The sequence below is a fragment of the Burkholderia thailandensis E264 genome, from assembly GCF_000012365.1.
In the GTDB taxonomy this organism is placed as follows: domain Bacteria; phylum Pseudomonadota; class Gammaproteobacteria; order Burkholderiales; family Burkholderiaceae; genus Burkholderia; species Burkholderia thailandensis.
In genome coordinates, this window is record NC_007651.1 from 1,740,038 (window position 1) to 1,758,811 (window position 18,774).

Here is an 18,774-nt window from a genome sequence, read left to right on the forward strand (position 1 = left end):
GTAGACGCCAATCGTGTGCCTACCAGCAAGGTGGTCATAGGATCTGGTCGGACAACGGTATCAGGAGGCGGTGGCCGCAGTCGGAGCATGTGATTCGGGGTTTCTCGCAAATACCGGGTCTCCACTCGTTGGCACAAGCGGGTGAGTAGCCTGATTTGCCAGCCTTGCTTTGCCATCTGATTGGATAAACATCGGTACGACCCTGAAACAGCCGGCGAAACAAAGCGACTTTCTCGTCCATACTCAGCCGGCACACCTCAGTCTGCTGCGGGGCTGCTGGCTCGGCCAACGACCATTGGAAGTCGATGCCGTGCGCATCGAGCACGGCACGGAGCCGTGCATTTTCGGCGCGCAAACGTGCCAGTTCGCTAATCTCTGGCGTTGTGTCGGCGTCGCGAACGGGATGGCCACCTTTCCGTCCCCGAACACGAACTGTTGGAGAGTCGTTCAATCCTTGTCCTTTGGGTAGGTGGTTGCTATATAATGACAATTATATAGCGAGGAGGGTGCCATGCTTACATTTAAGGTCACAACTGTCGGGGCTTCTGCCGGTTTCATTCTTACCAAGGAGGCGATGGCACGGCTCAAGGTGCAGAAGGGCGATACCGTGTATCTGACCGAGGCCCCCGAAGGTGGTTATCGGATTACGCCGTACAACCCGGATTTTGAACGCCAGATGAAGCTGGCGGAAGAGATCATGCACGATGACCGCGATATTTTGCGGGCGCTAGCCAAATGACAGCATGGCGCTGGGTGCGTGCGGACCTGACTTACGCAATCCATGATCGCCAGCTCGCAGAGCATGGCGGGCTCGATGGTGTGCGCGACAAGGGAGCGGTGGAGTCGGCACTGGCACGACCGCAGAATCTCGATGTTTATGCGAGTGCAGACGCGGCCGCGCTCGCCGCCGCATATGCCTATGGGTTGGCGCGGAATCATGGCTTTGCGGACGGCAACAAGAGAACAGCTTGGGTAGTTGCGCGCCTTTTCCTGGCAGACAACGGCTATCGGCTGAAGTTTGATCCGGCCGATGCCGTTAGGACCATGGAAATGGTTGCCGCTGGCGCGCTGGACGAAGCTGCGCTGGCGGCGTGGTTCCGGCAGCGGATCGCCGAGTAAGTCGGTGGACGATAAAACTCGAAGCGCGCGCTGGTTTAACCACTTACGAGCGTCCCTTGGGGGACGCCGATGACAGCATCCTTTCGGTGTACCGCGCAATCATGTCAATCTCGAGATTGACCTTCGCGCCGGCGGTCAGATGCCGCAGGGTCGTCACTTCGACCGTATGAGGAATCAGGTTGATCGAGAATTCGCAGCCGTCGTCGCGGTCTTCGACCGAATTGACGGTGAGGCTCACGCCGTTGACGGTGATCGAGCCCTTGTACGCGAGATAGCGGCCGAGCTCGCGCGGCGCGAGCACGCGCAACTCGTGCGATTCGCCCACGGGCGCGAAGCGCGTGACGGTGCCGAGCCCGTCCACATGCCCCGATACGATGTGGCCGCCCAGGCGGTCGTGCGCGCGCAGCGCCTTTTCGAGATTCACGTCGCCCGCTTCGGCGAGGCCGACGGTCTTGTTCAGGCTTTCGCGCGATACCTCGACGTCGAACGTATCGGCCGTCTTCGCGACGACCGTCATGCACGCGCCCTGGATCGCGATGCTGTCGCCGATCGCGACGTCGGCGAGGTCGAGCGCGCCCGCGCGCAGCGTGAGGCGCACGCCCGCCTCGGGCGAGGAGGCGATCGGCTCGATCGTTTCGATGCGGCCGACCGCCGCGACGATTCCGGTAAACATCGTGTCGGATTCCGTTATGAATGAGTGGGGGAGGCGCTCGCGTGAGCGCTCGCGAAGCGCGCGAGGATGCGCAGGTCGTCGCCGACGCGCTCGACGCTGTGGAACGCGAGCCGCGTGCGGTCGATGAGCGACGCCGGCGCGGCGAGATCGAACATCGCGGCCGCGTCCGCGCCGAGCAGGCTCGGCGCGAGATAGACGAGCAGCTCGTCGACGCAGCGCTCGCGCAGCAGCGAGCCGTTCAGCTTGTGGCCCGCCTCGACGTGCAGTTCGTTGATGCCGCGCTCGCCGAGCGCGGCGAGCATCGCGGGCAGATCGACCTTGCCGCGCACGTTCGCGAGCGGCACGATTTCCGCGCCGCGCGCGCGCAGCGCTTGAGCGCGCGCTTCGCTTTGCGCGTCGAGCGCGCCGCAGAAGATGAGGAGCGAGCCGCCTTCGAGCAGGCGCGCGGTGAGCGGGATGTCGAGGCGGCTGTCGATCAGCACGCGGCGCGGCTGGCGCGGCGTGTCGACGCCGCGCACGTTGAGCTGCGGATCGTCTTCGCGCACGGTGCCGATGCCCGTGAGGATCGCGCACGCGCGCGCGCGCCACTTGTGGCCGTCGTCGCGCGCGGCGTCGCCCGTGATCCATTTGCTCTCGCCGGACGCGAGCGCGGTGCGGCCGTCGAGCGACGCGGCCGTCTTCATCCGCACCCACGGGCGGCCGCGCGTCATCCGCGACACGAAGCCGATGTTCATCTCGTGCGCCTCGTGCGCGAGCAGGCCGCAGCGCACGTCGATGCCCGCATCGCGCAGCATCGCGAGGCCGCGCCCGGACACCTGCGGATTCGGGTCCTCCATCGCCGCGACGACCTTGCCGACGCGCGCGTCGATCAGCGCGTGCGCGCATGGCGGCGTGCGGCCGAAGTGGCTGCACGGCTCGAGCGTCACGTAGACGGTTGCGTCGCGCAGATCGTTGCCGCGCGCGCGCGCGTCCTTCAGCGCCTGCACTTCCGCGTGATCCTGGCCCGCCGGCTGCGTGAAGCCCTCGCCGATCACGACGTCGTCCTTGACGATCACGCAGCCGACGCGCGGGTTCGGCGTCGTCGTGTACATCCCGCGCGCGGCGAGCGCGAGCGCGCGCTGCATGTGGGTGAAGTCGTTTTCCGAGAACATCGGTTCGTCCTGTCAGTCGTGCGGCAGGTCAGGCGCGCAGCGCCGCGAACGCGCGGCGCGCGGCGTCGAGCGTCGCGTCGAGCGTCGCGTCGTCGTGCGCGCTCGACACGAAGCCCGCTTCGTACGCGGACGGCGCGAAGTACACGCCGGCATCGAGCATCAGATGGAAGAAGCGGTTGAAGCGCTCGATGTCGCTCTTCGTCACGTCTGCGAAGCTCGCGGGCACCTGCTCGGTGAAGTAGAGGCCGAACATTCCGCCGATCGCGTCGGCCGAGAACGGCACGCCCGCCGCGCGCGCCTCGGCCGCGAGGCCGTCGGCGAGCCGGCGGGTCTTGTCGGCGAGCGCGTCGTGAAAGCCCGGCGCCTGGATCAGTCTGAGCGTCGCCAGGCCCGCCGCGACCGCGACCGGGTTGCCCGACAGCGTTCCGGCCTGGTAGACGCCGCCAAGCGGCGCGAGGTGCGACATGATGTCGCCGCGGCCGCCGAACGCGGCGGCCGGCATGCCGCCGCCGATCACCTTGCCGAGGCAGGTCAGGTCCGGCTTGATCCCGTAGTGCTGCTGCGCGCCGCCGAGCGCGACGCGAAAGCCGCACATCACTTCGTCGAAGATCAGCACGGCGCCGTGCTTCGTGCAGAGCGCGCGCAGCGCGTTCAGGAATTCGGGCGTGCCGCGCACGAGGTTCATGTTGCCCGCGACGGGCTCGACGATCACCGCGGCGATCTCGTCGCCGAACGCGGCGAACGCTTCCTCGAGCGCCGCGACGTTGTTGTACTCGAGCACGGTCGTGTGCTTCGCGACGTCGGCGGGCACGCCGGCCGACGTCGGATTGCCGAACGTGAGGAGGCCGGAGCCCGCCTTCACGAGCAGGCTGTCCGCATGGCCGTGATAGCAGCCCTCGAACTTGACGATCCGGCTGCGGCCGGTGAAGCCGCGCGCGAGGCGCAGCGCGCTCATCGTCGCTTCGGTGCCGCTCGACACCATCCGCACCTGCTCGATCGACGGCACGAGCTTGCAGATTTCCTCGGCGATCTCGATTTCGGCTTCGGTCGGCGCGCCGAACGAGAAGCCGTCGGCGAGCACGCGCTGCACGGCGGCGAGCACGTCCGGGTGCACGTGGCCGACGATCATCGGGCCCCACGAGCCGATGTAGTCGATGTAGCGCTTGCCGTCCGCGTCCCAGAAGTATGCGCCTTGCGCGCGCGCGACGAAGCGCGGCGTGCCGCCGACCGAGCGGAATGCCCGCACCGGCGAATTGACGCCGCCCGGGATGGTTCGCTGGGCGCGTTCGAAGAGAGTTTGATTGTTCGACATGAATTGGACCTGCGAGAGAGTGCGCGCGAGCGGCGAAGCGCCGCGGCTCGCGTCGGGCGTATCGATCGGTCGATTGTACCGGAGACGCGAGGAGCGGGTTTCGCGGGGGCTGCGGCGGTTCGGCGCGCGGGCGCGGCGTGGCCCGGGGAGCGCGGCGGGACGTCGGGAGGCGCGGACGTGCGGTGCGCGAGGCCCCCGCCTGCGCTCGACGCGCGCGGGCTACGCGCGCGTCGGCGGCTTGCGCTTGCCGGTGAGTTCGGCCCAGCGCTTTTCGAGCGCGCCTTCGGCGACCGGCTTGATCGAGATGCCGGATGTCTGCGCGTCCCATGTCTGGACCGAGAACGGGTGCGCGCGCAGTGCGTCGCGCGGGATCGCCACTTCGCGGTGGCCGTCGACGAGCCAGTCGTAGACGAAGTCGATGCAAAGCCGGTAGCCGCGCTTCGTCTGCGGATCGGGCACCTCGTACGGCCCGCGCGTCACGTAGCCGGAGCCGAACACGCCCTTCGGCTCCTTCGCGACGCGATGCAGGAATACGCGGTCGCCCGGCAGGATGCCGCGCGCGAAGCCGCAACCCCAGACATCCGCGACCGCTTCGCCCGCCTTCACGCGCGCGGCCATTTCGGGCAACTCGGGCCACGGCCATTTCTTGGGGCTCCAGATCAGCAGGAAGGCGGTCATGTCGGCGACTCGAACGGATGAATTGAACGGCAAGCGCGAGCTTAACCGATGCGCCGGCAAGCCCGCGCGCGGGCAGATCGTCGGCCCATCAGTTGGAACCCGGGTGGCACGCCGATCCGGATGCCCATCGCGACGCGCTTCAGGCGCGACTGCCCGGGCGCGATGAGCGGGTTGGCCGCCGCTTCCCCGATGGACCGCAGGTCGGCGCAGAAAAAGGCAAACCCGATGGCATGGCGGGGGCTGCCCGACGGCGCGGCCACCACCGCCACGCCGGCGACGACCGACGCGGCGGTCACGGCGAACGGCGCCGCCCGTTGCGCGACGTGCGCGATCAGCGTGTCGAGCCGCGGACATTTCCGTTTGCGCTCGATGCGCAGCCACTCGGCCGGACCGCGGACGAGCCACACGACTATCAGCGCGAGGACGAGCGTGTCGAACCGATGTGCTCGAACAGGAGTTTCGTGCCCCGGTCGGCCTTGTCGAAGCAGCGAAAGCCGACGAGCTGAGCGGCGCCTGTCAGCGTGCCGAGCGTTCCGAAATTGGGCGCGTCCTTGCGGATATCGTCGCTCGTCAGCATCCGGCGTGCCTGTCCGTCGCCTTGCATCGCGATGCTCCCGCCGCTCTTCGTGCCGAACCCGCGATATACGCGTCGGCGGCGCGTCCGGCGGCCGGGCGAAGGCACGCGTACAATCTGGTCGTTTCGGCGTCGACCCGACCGGCCGCCGTCCTCCTTGCCCGCCCGTCTCGTGCGCCATCCGCGCGAGGCGGCCGCTTCCGTGGAATTCCAATGCCTCACGTCGCAAGACGCCGGCCCGACGGCCGGCTGATCCTGTTGCTCGGCGCGCTCGCAGCGTGCGGGCCGATCGCCACCGACATGTATCTGCCGAGCCTGCCCGCGATCGCGGACGGCTTCGGCGTGACCGCCGCCGCCGCGCAGCGCACGCTGACGAGCTTCATGGCCGGCTTTTCGATCGGCATGCTGCTCTACGGCCCGCTGTCCGATACCTATGGCCGCCGCCCCGTGCTGCTCGGCGGCATCGCGCTGTTCACGCTCGCGAGCATCGGCTGCTTCGTCGCCACGTCGATCGACATGCTGATCGTCGTCCGCTTTCTGCAGGCGTTCGGCGCGGGTGCCGCGTCAGTGCTCGCACGCGCGATCGCGCGCGACGCGCACGAGCCGTCCGACGCCGCGAAGGTGCTGTCGATGGTCGCGATCGTCACCGCGATCGGGCCGCTTCTCGCGCCGCTCATCGGCGGGCAGGTGCTGCGCTTTTCCGGCTGGCGCGGCGTGTTCGTCGTGCTCACGCTGTTCGGCGCGGTCTGCGCGACGGCCGCGTTCCTGCGCGTGCCCGAGACCTGGCCGCGCGAAAAGCGCGCGAGCTCGGCCGTGCTGAATTCGTTCGCCGCGTATGGACGCATCCTCGCCGATCCGGTCGCATGGGGCCATATGCTGTGCGGCGGAATGGCGTTCGCGTCGATGTTCGCGTACATCACCGCGACGCCGTTCGTCTATATCGACTACTTCCACGTGTCGCCGCAGCATTACGGGCTGCTGTTCGGGCTGAACGTCGTCGGCATCATGATCGGCAATTTCCTGAACACGCGCCTCGTCGGCCGAGTCGGCTCGCTGAAGATCATCGCGGGCGCGTCGCTGCTGAGCGGCGCGGCGTCGTTCTGCGTCGCGTTCTTCGCGCTGACGGGGCTGGGCGGATTGTGGTCGATCGTCGCGAGCCTGTTCTTCGTCGTCAGCGTGGTCGGCATCCTGTCCGCGAACTGCACGACCGACCTGATGCTGCGCTATCCGCACAACGCGGGCGCCGCGGCCGCCGTGTTCGGCGCGATGCAGCTCGCGCTCGGCGCGCTCGCAAGCGTCGCGATCGGCGCGCTCGCGGACGGCACGCCGTTCGCGATGGGCGTGACGATCGGCGCGACCGGCCTGCTGTGCCTTGGCGGGCGCGTGCTCGTGCTGCGCTGGCACGGCCGGCCGGTGAAGGGCAGGCTCGGCAGCGCCGACGTCGCGTAACGCCGCCGGCGGGCGCGGCGAGCGGCTCAGTGCAGGATCTTGTCGAGGAATTCGCGCGCGCGCTCGGAGCGCGGCGCGGCGAAGAACGCGTCGCTCGGCGCGTCCTCGACGATCGCGCCGCGATCCATGAACAGCACGCGATGCGCGACCTTGCGCGCGAAGCCCATCTCGTGCGTGACGCAGACCATCGTCATCCCTTCGCGCGCGAGCTCGACCATCACGTCGAGCACCTCGTTGATCATCTCGGGATCGAGCGCGGAGGTCGGCTCGTCGAACAGCATCGCGACGGGATTCATCGAGAGAGCGCGCGCGATCGCGACGCGCTGCTGCTGTCCGCCCGACAGTTGCCCCGGAAACTTCCGCGCGTGCGCGCTCAGGCCGACGCGATCGATGAGGCGCAGCCCGATGTCGCGCGCTTCGTCGCGCTCGCGGCGCAGCACCTTGGTTTGCGCGAGCATCAGGTTGTCGAGCACGGACAGATGGGGGAACAGCTCGAAATGCTGGAACACCATGCCGATGCGCGCGCGCAACCGCGCGAGCTCGACCGACGGATCGCCGAGCCGCGCGCCGTCGACGGTGATGCTGCCTTTCTGGAACGGCTCGAGGCCGTTGATCGTCTTGATGAGCGTCGACTTGCCGGAGCCGGACGGCCCGCAGACGACGACCACTTCGCCTTTCGAGACCGTCGCGCTGCAATCGGCGAGGACCTGATGCGGGCCGTACCACTTCGATACGTTGTCGAGCGTGATCATGTCGGGGTGCTTCGTGAATTGCGGCGGGCGCGGCCGGAACCGGCGCTCCGGCGCGCGTTCAATGTGTCGACGGCAGCGCGCAGCGCGTTTCGATGCGGCCCTGGAGCCGAGCGAGCAGCGTGCTCAGCACCCAGTAGATCGCGGCGGCGGCGAGATACAGCGGCAGAGGCTGGAACGTCGACGCGATCACTTCCTGCGTCGAGCGCAACAGTTCCGTGACGGTGATGACGGACACGAGCGACGTGTCCTTGATGAGGCTGATCAGCGTGTTGCCGAGGCTCGGCACCGCGAGGCGCAGCGCCTGCGGGCAGATCACGTAGCGCAGCGTCTGCGCGTGCGTGAGGCCGAGGCTGTGCGACGCGGCCCACTGGCCGCGGCCGATTCCGAGGATCGCGCCGCGCATGCTTTCGGACAGGTACGCGCCTGCGTTGAGCGTCAGCGTGAAGATGCCGGCCGACGTCGGGTCGAGCGAGATGCCGATGTCGGGCAGCCCGTAGTAGACGACGAACATTTGCACGAGGAGCGGCGTGCCGCGCATCAGGCTCACGTAGCCTTGCGCGATCGCGGAAAGGAACCGGTTGTTGCCGATTCGCACGATCGCGACGACGAGGCCGACGATCAATCCGAGCACCATCGACGCGACCGCGAACTTCATCGTGAGAACCGCGCCTCTCGCGAGGATGGGGAGGGTATGCACGACCAGATCGAACGCTTGCATGAACTTGTCTCCAGATCGTTGGCGCGCGCGCCGGCGGCGGCATGCGCGCCGACGCGCGCGCGGCGCGGGCGGGGCGGCCAGCCGCTTATTGCGCGCTCGGCGTCGACGTGTCGACGCCGAACCAGTGCACCGAGATCTTCTTGAGCGTGCCGTCCGCGCGCATCGACGCGAGCGCGTCGTCGAGCGCCTTCGCGAACTTCGGATTGCCCTTGCGGAACGGGATGCCCATCTGCGTCTCGCCGCCCTTGATCGTCGCGCCGGGCCGCAGCGGCATGTGCGCGTTCTTGATCAGATACGGCAGCATCAGCCGGTCGTCCATGCTGACGTCGATGCGGCCCGCGGCGACGTCGCGCAGCTTCTCCGGCGCGCCCGGATAGGTCTTCACGTCGACGCCTTGCAGCGTCTTCGCGAGATCGGCGAAGTTGGTGCCGAGCGTGACGCCGATCCGCTTGCCCTGCAGCGCGCCCGGCGCGCCGTAGTCGTGCTTGTCGTCGGCGCGCTGGATCAACTGCGCGGCCGAGTACACGTACGGCTGGCTGAAGTCGAGCGCCTGCCGGCGCGCGGGCGTGATGCCGACCTGGTTGACGATCACGTCGAACTTGCCCGCCTGCAGGCCCGCGAGAATTCCGCTCCACTCGGTGGTGACGAATTGCGGCTTCACGCCGAGCCGCGCGGCGACTTCCTTTGCGACGTCCACGTCGAAGCCTTCGAGCTGGCCGTCGGCGTTGCGGTAGTCGAACGGAGGATAGGTGCCCTCGAGCGCGATCTTCAGCACGCCGGCCTGCTTGACGCTGTCGAGCAAATCGGCCGCGTGCGCGGATGCGGTCGCGATGCCGAGCAGCGCGGCAACGAGTGCTGACGTGAACATCGGTTTGAATGCCTTCATCTTCGATCTCCGTGGGGATAAGCCGAGCGAGCGATTTCGTGACCGCGTCGTCATGCCGGCGCTCGCCGCGAGTGCCGATTCCGTGGCGGGCGCGCGGCGAGGGTGCCGTTCGACACGCTGCAAATGCGGGTCGAGTGACGGCAAGCTTAATTTCGCCAAAATGGAAAATGTTTCCAAAGAAGTACGGATTTACAGCATGGCATGGAAAGTTTTTCTACCGTTTGCGAAGGTTGCGCAAGCGCGCTGCCGTGAGCGCAACCGGGCGCAATCGGATATGAACGGGGGGCAGCAGGCAAAGGGCGGGAGCAGTGTGGAATCCGTTTCGGATCGCCCAAAAAAATGCCGGAGCGCGAAGGCTCCGGCATGGCTGCAAGCTGCGACGCGCAACGCGCGCGTCACTCCTTCGCCGCGGGCGCCGCGCCGTGGCTCAGCCAGTCGAGCACGTCCGCGGCTTCGTCGCCCGCGCTCGCACCCGCGCGCGCTTTCGCGCGCGCCATCGCCTCCGCGAGCTCCGCGTTCGGCGAGGCGCGGCGGATCGCGACGCCGACCGCGAGGATGTCGATCATCACGAGATGCAGGATTCGCGAGATCATCGACAACTGCGACTCGCGCATCTCGATGTGGTCGGTCTCGAGCGCCACCGTCGCGCGCTTGGCGAGCGGCGTGTTGCTCGACGTGATCGCGATCACCTTCGCGCCCGCCTGCATCGCGACGTCGAGCACGCGCAGCAGCTCCGGCGCGCGTCCGGACTTCGACACCGCGACGATCACGTCGCCCTTGCCGAGGAGCGCGGCCGACGCGGCCTGCATGTACAGGTCGCCGTACGCGATCGTCGGAATCCCGAAGCGGAAGAACTTGTAATGCGCGTCCTGCGCGACGATGTTCGAATTGCCGAGCCCATAGAACTCGATGCGCCGCGCGTTGTTCAGGATGTCGATCGCCTGCTCGACGTGCTCGAAGTTCAGGTGCTCGCGCAACTGAAGGATCGCCGACACGGTGTTGTCGAGCACCTTCGCGCCGAAATCGGTGGCCGTATCGCCGAGATGCACCTGGCTGTGGCTCATCGGGATCGTGCCCGTCAAGCCTGTGGCGAGCTTCAGCTTGAAGTCCGACAGCCCCTGGCAGCCGAGCGAGCGGCAGAAGCGGATCACGGTCGGCTGGCTCACGTCGGCCTTGCGCGCGATGTCGACGATCGGATCGTTGATGATCGAGCGCGGGTGGTTGAGCGCGAGATCGGCGACGCGCCGCTCGGCGGGCGTCAACGCGTCGCGCATCTGGCGGATGCGCTCGAACACGGCCGACGACGCGCCGCCCGTGCGGTTCGACAACTGCTCGGCGAGGATCGCCGACACGCCGAGGAACGCCGGATATTCGGCGGTGATCAGGTAGGTCGGGATGTTCGCGAGATACGCCTCGAAGCGGCCCTTCGCCTCGAAGCGCGCGCGAAACGGCGAGCGCATGAAGAGCTCGCCCAGCTTCGGCACGACGCCGCCGCCGATATAGATGCCGCCCAATGCGCCGAGCGTCACCGCGAGGTTGCCCGCGAACGTGCCGAGAATTCCGCAGAAGCACTCGACCGCCTCGAGCGCGAGCGCATCGCCCGCGTGCGCGCGCTCGACGATGTCGGCCGTGACGACGTTCGCGGCGATGCGTTTCTTGTCGCGCGCGGCGAGCGCGCGGTAGATGATCTCCATGCCCGGGCCCGCGCACACGCGCTCGAACGACACGTGCGGATACTTGCGGCGCGCGTACTGCAGCACGAGATCCTCGCGCTCGTCCATCGGCGCGAACGTCGCGTGGCCGCCTTCGCTGCCGAGCGCGATCCAGCGGTCGTCGGCGGGGATGAGGCCCGACACGCCGAGCCCCGTGCCCGGCCCCATCAGGCCGATCACGCTGTTTTGCCTGCGCGCGCCGGCGCCGATCTGCACGCGCTGCGCGTCGGTCAGGCCGGGCAGCGCCATCGCGAGCGCGGTGAAATCGTTGACGACGAGCAGCGTGTCGAAGCCGAGCGCGCGGCGCGTCGCCTCGATCGAGAAGCTCCAGTTGTGATTCGTCATCCGGACCTGATCGCCGTCGACGGGGTTCGCGATCGCGATCGCCGCGTGATTCACGCGGCCGATCTTCACGTCTTTCAGATACCTGCGGATCGCGTCGGTGAGCGTCGGATACTCGGCGCCGGGGTACACGCGGATCTGCGTGATCTCGCCAGGCCCCGTCTCGAGCGCGAAGCGCGCGTTCGTGCCGCCGACGTCGGCCAATAGGCGCGGCCCGTCCGCGTGCTGGCTCGCCTCGGCGGCCTTAGTTTGCGCACCAGTAGACATCGAGCTTCGTCCCCTTGTCGTTGGCCAGTTGCGAAATCGCGTTCTTCTGCGGCGCGGCCGCGGCCGCCTCGAGCACCTCGCGCTTGCGGCTTCCCGCGATCAGCAGGAACAGGCGCTCGATGCGCTTGAGCGCGCCGAGCGACAGGCTCACGCGCGCATGGGGCGCCGCGCCCGGATGGACGCCGACGAAGCGCTCGGTCGTCGCGATCGCGTGATCCCATTCGGGCGCGTCGGCGAAGATCGACGCGGTGTGGCCGTCCTCGCCCATGCCGAGCACGGCGACGTCGGGCAGCGGGTGCGCGGGGCTCTGGTTGAGCGCGGCGATTTGCGCGTCGAGCGACTCGCGCATGTCGACGAGCGGCGCGAAGCGCGCGTGCGCGGCCGCGTTGCGCAGCAGCGTCTCGCGCACGAGCTTCGCATTGCTCGCGTCGTCGGTGTCGGACACCCAGCGGTCGTCGACGAGCGTCACGTCGATCCGCGGCCAGTCGAGCGCGGCGCCCGACAGCGTTTGCAGGAACGGCCGCGGGCTCGTGCCGCCCGACACCGCGAGCGTTGCGCGCGCGCGTTGCGCGAGCGTGGCCGCGAGCGCTTCGCCGACCGCTTGCGCGAGCGCTTCGGTTTGCGCGCGCGGGGTTTCGAAAGCGTGAACCTCGATCACTTCTCCTCCAGACTGCCTTTATAGAATGGATTGAATTCGGTGGGGACCACCGGCCGGCGCGCGGACGAAGCCGCCCGCGCGCCGCGTCGCATCAGTTTTCTTCCTCGAGCCAGCAGGTGCCGTGCTGCGCGAGCATCGCGCTCGCGGCCGCGGGCCCCCAGGTGCCGGCCGCGTACGGCTTCGGCGGCTTCGTCGAGCGCGCCCATTCGTTCAGGATCGGCTCGACCCAGCGCCATGCGGCTTCCTGCTCGTCGCGCCGCACGAAGAGGGCGAGGCGGCCGTTGATCACGTCGAGCAACAGGCGCTGGTACGCCTCCATCTGGCCTTCCTTGAAGAACTGGTCGAACGCGAGGTCGAGGTGCACGCTCGCCAGATTCATCCCTTCGCCCGGCTGCTTCGCGAGGCAGTACAGGCGAATCGATTCGTTCGGCTGCAGCCGGATCACGAGGCGGTTCGCGCCCGCGCGCAGCGCGGTGGGCCCGAGCGCCGAGTGCGGCACCGGGCGGAAGTTGACGACGATCTCCGCGACGCGGTCGGCGAGGCGCTTGCCGGTGCGCAGGAAGAACGGCACGCCGGCCCAGCGCCAGTTCTCGATCTCGACCTTCAGCGCGACGAACGTCTCGGTCTGGCTGTCCGCCTTCACGCCGGGCTCGGTCGCGTACGCGGGCACCTGCGCGCCCTTGATCACGCCCGCGTGGTATTGGCCGCGCACCGCCACCTTGCCGATGTCGCGCGGATCGACGGGCTTCAACGCGCGCAGCACGCGCAGCTTCTCGTCGCGCACCGAATCGGAATCCATCGAGTGCGGCGGCTCCATCGCGACGATCGAAAGCAACTGCAGCAGGTGGTTCTGCACCATGTCGCGCAGCGCGCCGGTATTGTCGTAGAAATCGCCGCGCGCCTCGACGCCCAGTTCCTCGGCGATCGTGATCTGGATGCTCTCCACCCATTCGCGGCGCCACAGCGGCTCGAACAGCGCATTGCCGAAGCGCAGCGCGAGCAGGTTCTGCACCGGCTCCTTGCCGAGATAGTGGTCGATCCGGTAGATCTGATCTTCGGCGAAGATCTCGCCCACCGCGTCGTTGATCGCGTTCGACGAGCGCAGATCGTAGCCGAGCGGCTTCTCGAGCACGATCCGCGCGCCCTCGTTCAGGCCCACGGCGGCGAGCGCCTTGCAGATCGGCACGAAGAGCGACGGGCCCGTCGCCAGGTAGAACACGCGGATGCCCGAGAGCCCGCCGACCGTGTCGCGCAGCAGCGCGTAATCTTCCGCGCGGCCGAGGTCGAGCTTCACGTAGACGATGCGCTCGAGAAAGCTTCGCCAGGCCGCTTCGTCGAACGCGCGGCCCGCCGCCTTCGCCGCATGCGGCTTCACGTGCTCTTCGACCCACTGCAGGTAGCCGTCGCGGTCCGCCGCATGGCGGGCCACGGCGACGATCCTGCCGGTTTCCGACAGCATGTTCGCGCGATGCGCTTCGAAGAGCGCGGGGAGGATCTTGCGCATCGACAGATCGCCGGTGCCGCCGAAGAGAACGAAGGTGAAGCTCGAATCGGTATGCATGTGTCTCCGCCGTTTGGGGATGCCCGCGACGCGGGCCGTAGTGCGATAAAAATATTTTTGACACTGAATTGTAGTTTAACTACAATCCGCCGCAAGGGGTAGCACCTGGACGAAGAAAAGAAGCGCACGGCATGAAGAGGCGCGCTCTTCGAACGGGCCGTGCGGCGCATGCGCCGCACGCGGAAATGTTATCGGACATTGATGAAGCGCATGTTCGCGCGCGTCGCTGCCCCGGGTTCGAGCCGTGCGGCGGCGGAACCGGATAGCCCAAAAGAGGAGACGGTCGTTGAATCTCGAGTCACTCAGTTCCTAAGAGCCCGCGGCCGGCATCGGCCCGAACGCATCGATCATGCGTCGTTCGCGGCTCGATTTCCCGTGTCGTTCCGTAGCAAAGCCGGCTTTCGCGCATCCGCGCGGTAAAAAGCCTGACGAATCGATCCAAATCTGGAGGAGATAACTGATGAAAATTCGCGCGATCATGGGCGCGCTCGGCGCCGCAGGCCTGTTGTTCGGCGCTGCCGCGGCGCAAGCGGCAGAGAATGTCACGGTGCTGCACTGGTGGACGTCGGGCGGCGAATCCAAGGCGGTCGGCGCGCTGAAGGACGACCTGCAGAAGCAGGGCTACGTCTGGAAGGACTTCGCGGTCGCGGGCGGCGCGGGCGCGGCGGCGATGACCGCGCTGAAGACGAAGGTCATCAGCGGCGACGCGCCGTCGGCCGCGCAGATCAAGGGGCCCCTCATCCAGGAGTGGGCGGACCAGGGCGTGCTCGTGAACATCGACGCCGCCGCGGGCGACTGGAAGCAGAACCTGCCGCCCGAGATCGACAAGATCATCAAGTACAAGGGCAACACCGTCGCGGCGCCGTTCTCGGTGCACCGCGTCAACTGGCTCTACATCAACAAGGCCGCGCTCGACAAGATCGGCGCGAAGCCGCCCGCGACGTGGCCTGAATTCTTCCAGATCGCCGACAAGCTGAAGGCGGCGGGCATCCAGCCGGTCGCGATGGGCGGCCAGCCGTGGCAGGACCTGACGCTGTGGGAAGACGTCGTGCTGTCGCAAGGCGCCGACTTCTACAAGAAGGCGCTCGTCGATCTCGACCAGAAGACGCTCACGTCGGACAAGATGCTCGACGTGTTCAACACGGTGCGCAAGATCCAAGGCTACTTCGATTCGGGCCGCAACGGCCGCGACTGGAACCTGGCAACGGCGATGGTCATCAACGGCCGCGCCGGCATGCAGTTCATGGGCGACTGGGCGAAGGGCGAGTTCGAGGCGGCCGGCAAGAAGCCGGGCAAGGACTACATCTGCGCGGCGGTGCCGGGCACGGCGAATGCGTACACGTTCAACGTCGATTCGTTCGTGTTCTTCCAGCAGAAGGGTCAGAAGGCGGCGACGCCCGGCCAGATCGCGCTCGCGAAGACGATCATGACGCCCGCGTTCCAGGAGCAGTTCAGCCTGCTGAAGGGTTCGATCCCGGTGCGCCTCGGCGTGAAGATGGACAAGTTCGACGATTGCGCGAAGAAGTCCTACGCTGACGAGCAGACGGCGATCAAGTCCGGCGGCTACGTGCCGTCGCTCGCGCACGGCATGGCGCAGGGCGACGCGACGGCGGGCGCGATTTCCGACGTCGTGACGAAGTTCATGAACTCGCAGCAGGACGCGAAGAGCGCGGTCGCCGCACTCGCGCGTGCCGCGAAGGTGAAGTAACGCACGGCGCGAGCGCCCGGATGCGCGCATCGTGCGCGCCGGGCGCTTCGTGCTGCAAGCGCTGCAAACGGGCCGCGAGCCGGCCCGCGCCGTACCCGCCGTCCGCGCCGGCTTCGTGCCCGCGCGCGGCGACCTCGTTCCAGGAGTCGAAACACGTGGCTGCCCCTCTTAGCGGAAACGGAACCAGCGCGGCTGCCGCGCACCGCACATCGCCGCTGTCGGCGTTCGCCGACCGCTGGATTCCGAAACTGGTGCTCGCGCCGAGCGTCGCGATCGCCTTGATCTTCATCTACGGCTTCATCGCCGTCACCGGCTATCTGTCGCTGACGAATTCGCGGCTGTTGCCGAACTACGACTTCGACGGCTTCGGCCGCTATTCCGACCTGTTCCAGAACGACGTCTGGTGGACGTCGGCCGCGAACCTCGGCTGGTTCGGCCTGCCGTTCATCGTGATCTGCGTCGTGCTGGGCCTCTTCCTCGCGATCCTGCTCGACCAGAAGATTCGCAACGAAGGCGCGCTGCGCGCGGTGTTCCTGTATCCGATGGCGCTGTCGTTCATCGTCACGGGCACCGCATGGCAGTGGATCCTGAATCCGGGCCTCGGCCTCGAGAAAGTGATGCACGACTGGGGGTTCACGAGCTTCTCGTTCGGCTGGCTCGACGATCCGGACAAGGCGATCTTCTGCGTGGTGATCGCGGCCGTCTGGCAATCGACGGGCTTCGTGATGGCGCTCTTCCTCGCCGGCCTGCGCGGCGTCGACAGCGAGATCTTCAAGGCCGCGCAGGTTGACGGCGCGACGTTGCCGACGATCTACCGCAAGATCGTGATCCCGAGCATGCGCCCGGTGTTCTTCTCGGTGCTGCTGATTCTCTGCCACATCACGATCAAGACCTTCGACCTCGTCGTCGCGCTGACGGCGGGCGGGCCCGGCACGTCGTCGTCGCTGCCCGCGATGTTCATGTATACGTTCTCGTTCAACCGGGGGCAACTCGGCGTTGGCGCGGCGTCGTCGGTGATGATGCTCGCCACCGTGGTGGCGGTACTCGTGCCGCTGATGTATCTGGAATCGAGGAGCACCCGCAATGCAGCCTAAGATGACGATCAGCCGGGCAGTGATCTACGCGGCGCTGATCCTGTTCGCGCTGTACTTCCTGTTCCCGATCTACGTAATGCTGTCGACGTCGTTCAAGGATCTCGACCAGCTTCGCACCGGCAACCTGCTCACGCCGCCGTCGAGCTGGACGATCGCGCCGTGGGTGAAGGCGTGGGGCGAGGCATGCACCGGCGTGCGCTGCGACGGGATGAAGCCGTTCTTCTTCAACTCGATCAAGATGGTGATCCCGGCCGTGCTGATCTCGTCGCTGATCGGCGCGTTCAACGGCTACGTGCTCACGCACTGGCGCTTTCGCGGCGCGGATGCGCTGTTCACGATGCTGCTCGTCGGCTGCTTCATTCCGTTCCAGGTGATCCTGCTGCCGATGGCGCGCCTGCAGGGGATGCTCGGGCTCGCCAACACGATTCCGGGCCTCGTGTTCGTGCACGTCGTCTACGGCATCGCGTTCACGACGATGTTCTTCCGCAACTTCTACGTGAGCGTGCCGGCCGAGCTCGTGAAGGCGGCGCGCATCGACGGCGCGGGCTTCTTCACGATCTTCACGAAGATCCTGCTGCCGGTGTCGCTGCCGATCTTCATGGTGTGCCTGATCTGGCAGTTCACGCAGATCTGGAATGACTTCCTGTTCGGGATCGTGTTCTCGGGCGTCGATTCGATGCCGATCACGGTCGCGCTGAACAACCTCGTCAACACGTCGACGGGCGTGAAGGAATACAACGTCGACATGGCGGGCGCGATCATCGCCGCGCTGCCGACGCTGCTCGTCTACGTGATCGCCGGCCGCTACTTCGTGCGCGGCCTCACGGCGGGCGCGGTCAAGGGGTGACGTCGGCACACGCACGACGCGAATACGCGAGGCGCCGCGCGCGGCGCAACGATACGAGACACGACGCGGCGCACGCGCGCCGCAATGAGACAGAGGATTCACAGCATGGCAAGCCTTTCCATCCGTGACGTGTACAAGACCTACCCGAACGGCGTGCCCGTCCTGAAGGGCGTCGACATCGACATCGAGGACGGTCAGTTCCTGATTCTCGTCGGCGGTTCGGGCTGCGGGAAATCGACGCTGCTCAACATGATCGCGGGCCTCGAGACCGTGACGAAGGGCGAGATCCGGATCGGCGACAAGGTCGTCAACGATCTGTCGCCGAAGGATCGCGACATCGCGATGGTGTTCCAGTCGTACGCGCTCTATCCGTCGATGACGGTGCGCGAGAACATCTCGTTCGGCCTGAACATCCGCAAGGTGCCGAAGAGCGAGCAGAAGCAAATCGTCGATCGCGTCGCCGCGATGCTGCAGATCGAGCACCTGCTCGAGCGCAAGCCGGGGCAGCTGTCGGGCGGCCAGCGTCAGCGCGTCGCGATGGGCCGCGCGCTCGCGCGCGACCCCGCGCTCTTCCTGTTCGACGAGCCGCTGTCCAACCTCGACGCGAAGCTGCGCATCGAGATGCGCGCCGAGATCAAGCTCTTGCATCAGCGCCTCGGCACGACGATCGTCTACGTGACGCACGACCAGATCGAGGCGATGACGCTCGGCGACCGGATCGCGGTGATGAAGGACGGCGTCGTCCAGCAGTTCGGCGCGCCGCAGGACATCTACGATTCGCCGTCGAACCTGTTCGTCGCGGGCTTCATCGGCGCGCCGCCGATGAACTTCATCAACGGCAAGCTCGTCGAGCAGGGCAGCGGCGTCGGCATCGAGCTCGATACGGGCGCGATGCGCGGCGTGCTGAACCTGCCGTTCGACGCGAAGCGGATGAACGGCCACGTCGGCCGCGACGTGATCCTCGGCCTGCGGCCGGAGCGGATCACCGATGCGCGCAGCGCGCACAGCGGCGAAGGCGCGCGCCTGCAGCCCGTCGACGTGACGGTCGACGTGACCGAGCCGACGGGCCCCGACACGCACGTGTTCGCGCAGGTCAACGGCAAGCGGATCGTGAGCCGCGTGCATCCGGCCGCGAACCCGCAGCCGCAGCAGAAGCTGTCGCTGTTGTTCGACGTGTCGAAGGCGGTGCTGTTCGATCCGTCGACGGAGGCGCGGATCGCGTGATTGCGCGCGATGCCGCGCGGCCGGCGATGCCGGACCGCGGCGTGGCGCG

At 67.4% G+C, this 18,774-nt stretch carries 17 protein-coding genes and 2 pseudogenes; 7 read left to right on the forward strand and 12 right to left on the reverse strand.

The window, feature by feature from the left end:
- Nucleotides 1–34 precede the first annotated feature (34 nt).
- Nucleotides 35–241: a TOTE conflict system archaeo-eukaryotic primase domain-containing protein gene (locus BTH_RS35900; RefSeq protein WP_373365271.1), complete on the reverse strand. Its 207-nt coding sequence runs from the start codon at nt 239–241 to the stop codon at nt 35–37.
- 270 nt (nt 242–511) lie between these two features.
- Here BTH_RS35900 and BTH_RS20055 point away from each other — a divergent pair, with 270 nt between their 5' ends.
- Together BTH_RS20055 and BTH_RS20060 are read left to right on the forward strand one after the other, a co-directional pair.
- Nucleotides 512–739, forward strand: coding sequence for a transcriptional regulator (locus BTH_RS20055; RefSeq protein ID WP_009889671.1), 228 nt, complete (start codon nt 512–514; stop codon nt 737–739).
- Nucleotides 736–1,119, forward strand: coding sequence for a type II toxin-antitoxin system death-on-curing family toxin (locus tag BTH_RS20060; protein WP_009889673.1), 384 nt, complete (start codon nt 736–738; stop codon nt 1,117–1,119). The genes BTH_RS20055 and BTH_RS20060 overlap by 4 nt, the downstream gene beginning before the upstream one ends.
- Before the next feature lie 43 nt (nt 1,120–1,162).
- On the opposite strand, the gene BTH_RS20065 is transcribed toward BTH_RS20060, so the two are convergent.
- The 5 genes and pseudogenes from BTH_RS20065 to BTH_RS31575 all read right to left on the reverse strand — a co-directional run bounded on the left by BTH_RS20065 (nt 1,163) and on the right by BTH_RS31575 (nt 5,510).
- On the reverse strand, nt 1,163–1,792 hold the full coding sequence (locus BTH_RS20065) for a riboflavin synthase (RefSeq protein WP_009889675.1): 630 nt from the start codon (nt 1,790–1,792) through the stop codon (nt 1,163–1,165).
- Between the two features lie 14 nt (nt 1,793–1,806).
- Nucleotides 1,807–2,943, reverse strand: coding sequence for a bifunctional diaminohydroxyphosphoribosylaminopyrimidine deaminase/5-amino-6-(5-phosphoribosylamino)uracil reductase RibD (gene ribD, locus BTH_RS20070; protein WP_011402095.1), 1,137 nt, complete (start codon nt 2,941–2,943; stop codon nt 1,807–1,809).
- Between the two features lie 28 nt (nt 2,944–2,971).
- A pseudogene (hemL, locus tag BTH_RS20075) lies at nt 2,972–4,395 on the reverse strand (glutamate-1-semialdehyde 2,1-aminomutase); the annotation flags it as partial.
- 79 nt (nt 4,396–4,474) lie between these two features.
- On the reverse strand, nt 4,475–4,933 hold the full coding sequence (locus BTH_RS20080; RefSeq protein ID WP_009889679.1) for a hypothetical protein: 459 nt from the start codon (nt 4,931–4,933) through the stop codon (nt 4,475–4,477).
- Between the two features lie 41 nt (nt 4,934–4,974).
- Nucleotides 4,975–5,510, reverse strand: a pseudogene (locus BTH_RS31575) (hypothetical protein).
- Nucleotides 5,511–5,720: 210 nt separating this feature from the next.
- Between BTH_RS31575 and BTH_RS20095 the strand changes: the two are divergent.
- Nucleotides 5,721–6,956, forward strand: a complete 1,236-nt coding sequence (locus tag BTH_RS20095) for a Bcr/CflA family multidrug efflux MFS transporter (RefSeq protein WP_009889680.1) — start codon at nt 5,721–5,723, stop codon at nt 6,954–6,956.
- 26 nt (nt 6,957–6,982) lie between these two features.
- On the opposite strand, the gene BTH_RS20100 is transcribed toward BTH_RS20095, so the two are convergent.
- The 6 genes from BTH_RS20100 to zwf all read right to left on the reverse strand — a co-directional run bounded on the left by BTH_RS20100 (nt 6,983) and on the right by zwf (nt 13,852).
- Nucleotides 6,983–7,708 (reverse strand): amino acid ABC transporter ATP-binding protein, encoded by a 726-nt coding sequence (locus BTH_RS20100; RefSeq protein WP_009889682.1) that lies wholly within the window; start codon nt 7,706–7,708, stop codon nt 6,983–6,985.
- A 58-nt stretch (nt 7,709–7,766) separates the two neighbouring features.
- Nucleotides 7,767–8,426, reverse strand: a complete 660-nt coding sequence (locus BTH_RS20105) for an amino acid ABC transporter permease (protein ID WP_009889685.1) — start codon at nt 8,424–8,426, stop codon at nt 7,767–7,769.
- A gap of 85 nt (nt 8,427–8,511) precedes the next feature.
- Nucleotides 8,512–9,312, reverse strand: coding sequence for a transporter substrate-binding domain-containing protein (locus BTH_RS20110; protein ID WP_009889686.1), 801 nt, complete (start codon nt 9,310–9,312; stop codon nt 8,512–8,514).
- Nucleotides 9,313–9,707: 395 nt separating this feature from the next.
- Complete coding sequence (locus tag BTH_RS20115) at nt 9,708–11,633, reverse strand: bifunctional transcriptional regulator/glucokinase (RefSeq protein WP_011402098.1); 1,926 nt, start codon at nt 11,631–11,633, stop codon at nt 9,708–9,710.
- Nucleotides 11,611–12,291: a 6-phosphogluconolactonase gene (pgl, locus tag BTH_RS20120; protein WP_009889688.1), complete on the reverse strand. Its 681-nt coding sequence runs from the start codon at nt 12,289–12,291 to the stop codon at nt 11,611–11,613. The genes BTH_RS20115 and pgl overlap by 23 nt, the downstream gene beginning before the upstream one ends.
- Before the next feature lie 91 nt (nt 12,292–12,382).
- Nucleotides 12,383–13,852 carry a glucose-6-phosphate dehydrogenase gene (zwf, locus tag BTH_RS20125; protein ID WP_009889689.1) on the reverse strand — a complete coding sequence of 490 codons (1,470 nt, stop codon included), beginning with the start codon at nt 13,850–13,852 and terminating at the stop codon, nt 12,383–12,385.
- A 460-nt stretch (nt 13,853–14,312) separates the two neighbouring features.
- Here zwf and BTH_RS20130 point away from each other — a divergent pair, with 460 nt between their 5' ends.
- From BTH_RS20130 to BTH_RS20145, 4 genes are all read left to right on the forward strand, one after another.
- Complete coding sequence (locus BTH_RS20130) at nt 14,313–15,560, forward strand: ABC transporter substrate-binding protein (RefSeq protein WP_009904308.1); 1,248 nt, start codon at nt 14,313–14,315, stop codon at nt 15,558–15,560.
- A 155-nt stretch (nt 15,561–15,715) separates the two neighbouring features.
- A complete protein-coding gene (locus BTH_RS20135; RefSeq protein WP_009889690.1) occupies nt 15,716–16,654 on the forward strand; it encodes a carbohydrate ABC transporter permease in 939 nt (312 codons plus the stop codon).
- Nucleotides 16,644–17,501, forward strand: coding sequence for a carbohydrate ABC transporter permease (locus tag BTH_RS20140; RefSeq protein WP_009889693.1), 858 nt, complete (start codon nt 16,644–16,646; stop codon nt 17,499–17,501). Before BTH_RS20135 ends, BTH_RS20140 begins: the two co-directional genes overlap by 11 nt.
- A gap of 105 nt (nt 17,502–17,606) precedes the next feature.
- Nucleotides 17,607–18,725 (forward strand): ABC transporter ATP-binding protein, encoded by a 1,119-nt coding sequence (locus tag BTH_RS20145; RefSeq protein WP_009889694.1) that lies wholly within the window; start codon nt 17,607–17,609, stop codon nt 18,723–18,725.
- Nucleotides 18,726–18,774: the final 49 nt, after the last annotated feature.

What these genes read in the sequence shown, in the direction of transcription:
- BTH_RS35900 (WP_373365271.1), bottom strand. Translation starts at nt 241, where the DNA reads ATGGACGAGAAAGTCGCTTTGTTTCGCCGGCTGTTTCAGGGTCGTACC.
- BTH_RS20055 (WP_009889671.1), top strand. Translation starts at nt 512, where the DNA reads ATGCTTACATTTAAGGTCACAACTGTCGGGGCTTCTGCCGGTTTCATT.
- BTH_RS20060 (WP_009889673.1), top strand. Translation starts at nt 736, where the DNA reads ATGACAGCATGGCGCTGGGTGCGTGCGGACCTGACTTACGCAATCCAT.
- BTH_RS20065 (WP_009889675.1), bottom strand. Translation starts at nt 1,792, where the DNA reads ATGTTTACCGGAATCGTCGCGGCGGTCGGCCGCATCGAAACGATCGAG.
- ribD (WP_011402095.1), bottom strand. Translation starts at nt 2,943, where the DNA reads ATGTTCTCGGAAAACGACTTCACCCACATGCAGCGCGCGCTCGCGCTC.
- BTH_RS20080 (WP_009889679.1), bottom strand. Translation starts at nt 4,933, where the DNA reads ATGACCGCCTTCCTGCTGATCTGGAGCCCCAAGAAATGGCCGTGGCCC.
- BTH_RS20095 (WP_009889680.1), top strand. Translation starts at nt 5,721, where the DNA reads ATGCCTCACGTCGCAAGACGCCGGCCCGACGGCCGGCTGATCCTGTTG.
- BTH_RS20100 (WP_009889682.1), bottom strand. Translation starts at nt 7,708, where the DNA reads ATGATCACGCTCGACAACGTATCGAAGTGGTACGGCCCGCATCAGGTC.
- BTH_RS20105 (WP_009889685.1), bottom strand. Translation starts at nt 8,426, where the DNA reads ATGCAAGCGTTCGATCTGGTCGTGCATACCCTCCCCATCCTCGCGAGA.
- BTH_RS20110 (WP_009889686.1), bottom strand. Translation starts at nt 9,312, where the DNA reads ATGAAGGCATTCAAACCGATGTTCACGTCAGCACTCGTTGCCGCGCTG.
- BTH_RS20115 (WP_011402098.1), bottom strand. Translation starts at nt 11,633, where the DNA reads ATGTCTACTGGTGCGCAAACTAAGGCCGCCGAGGCGAGCCAGCACGCG.
- zwf (WP_009889689.1), bottom strand. Translation starts at nt 13,852, where the DNA reads ATGCATACCGATTCGAGCTTCACCTTCGTTCTCTTCGGCGGCACCGGC.
- BTH_RS20130 (WP_009904308.1), top strand. Translation starts at nt 14,313, where the DNA reads ATGAAAATTCGCGCGATCATGGGCGCGCTCGGCGCCGCAGGCCTGTTG.
- BTH_RS20140 (WP_009889693.1), top strand. Translation starts at nt 16,644, where the DNA reads ATGCAGCCTAAGATGACGATCAGCCGGGCAGTGATCTACGCGGCGCTG.
- BTH_RS20145 (WP_009889694.1), top strand. Translation starts at nt 17,607, where the DNA reads ATGGCAAGCCTTTCCATCCGTGACGTGTACAAGACCTACCCGAACGGC.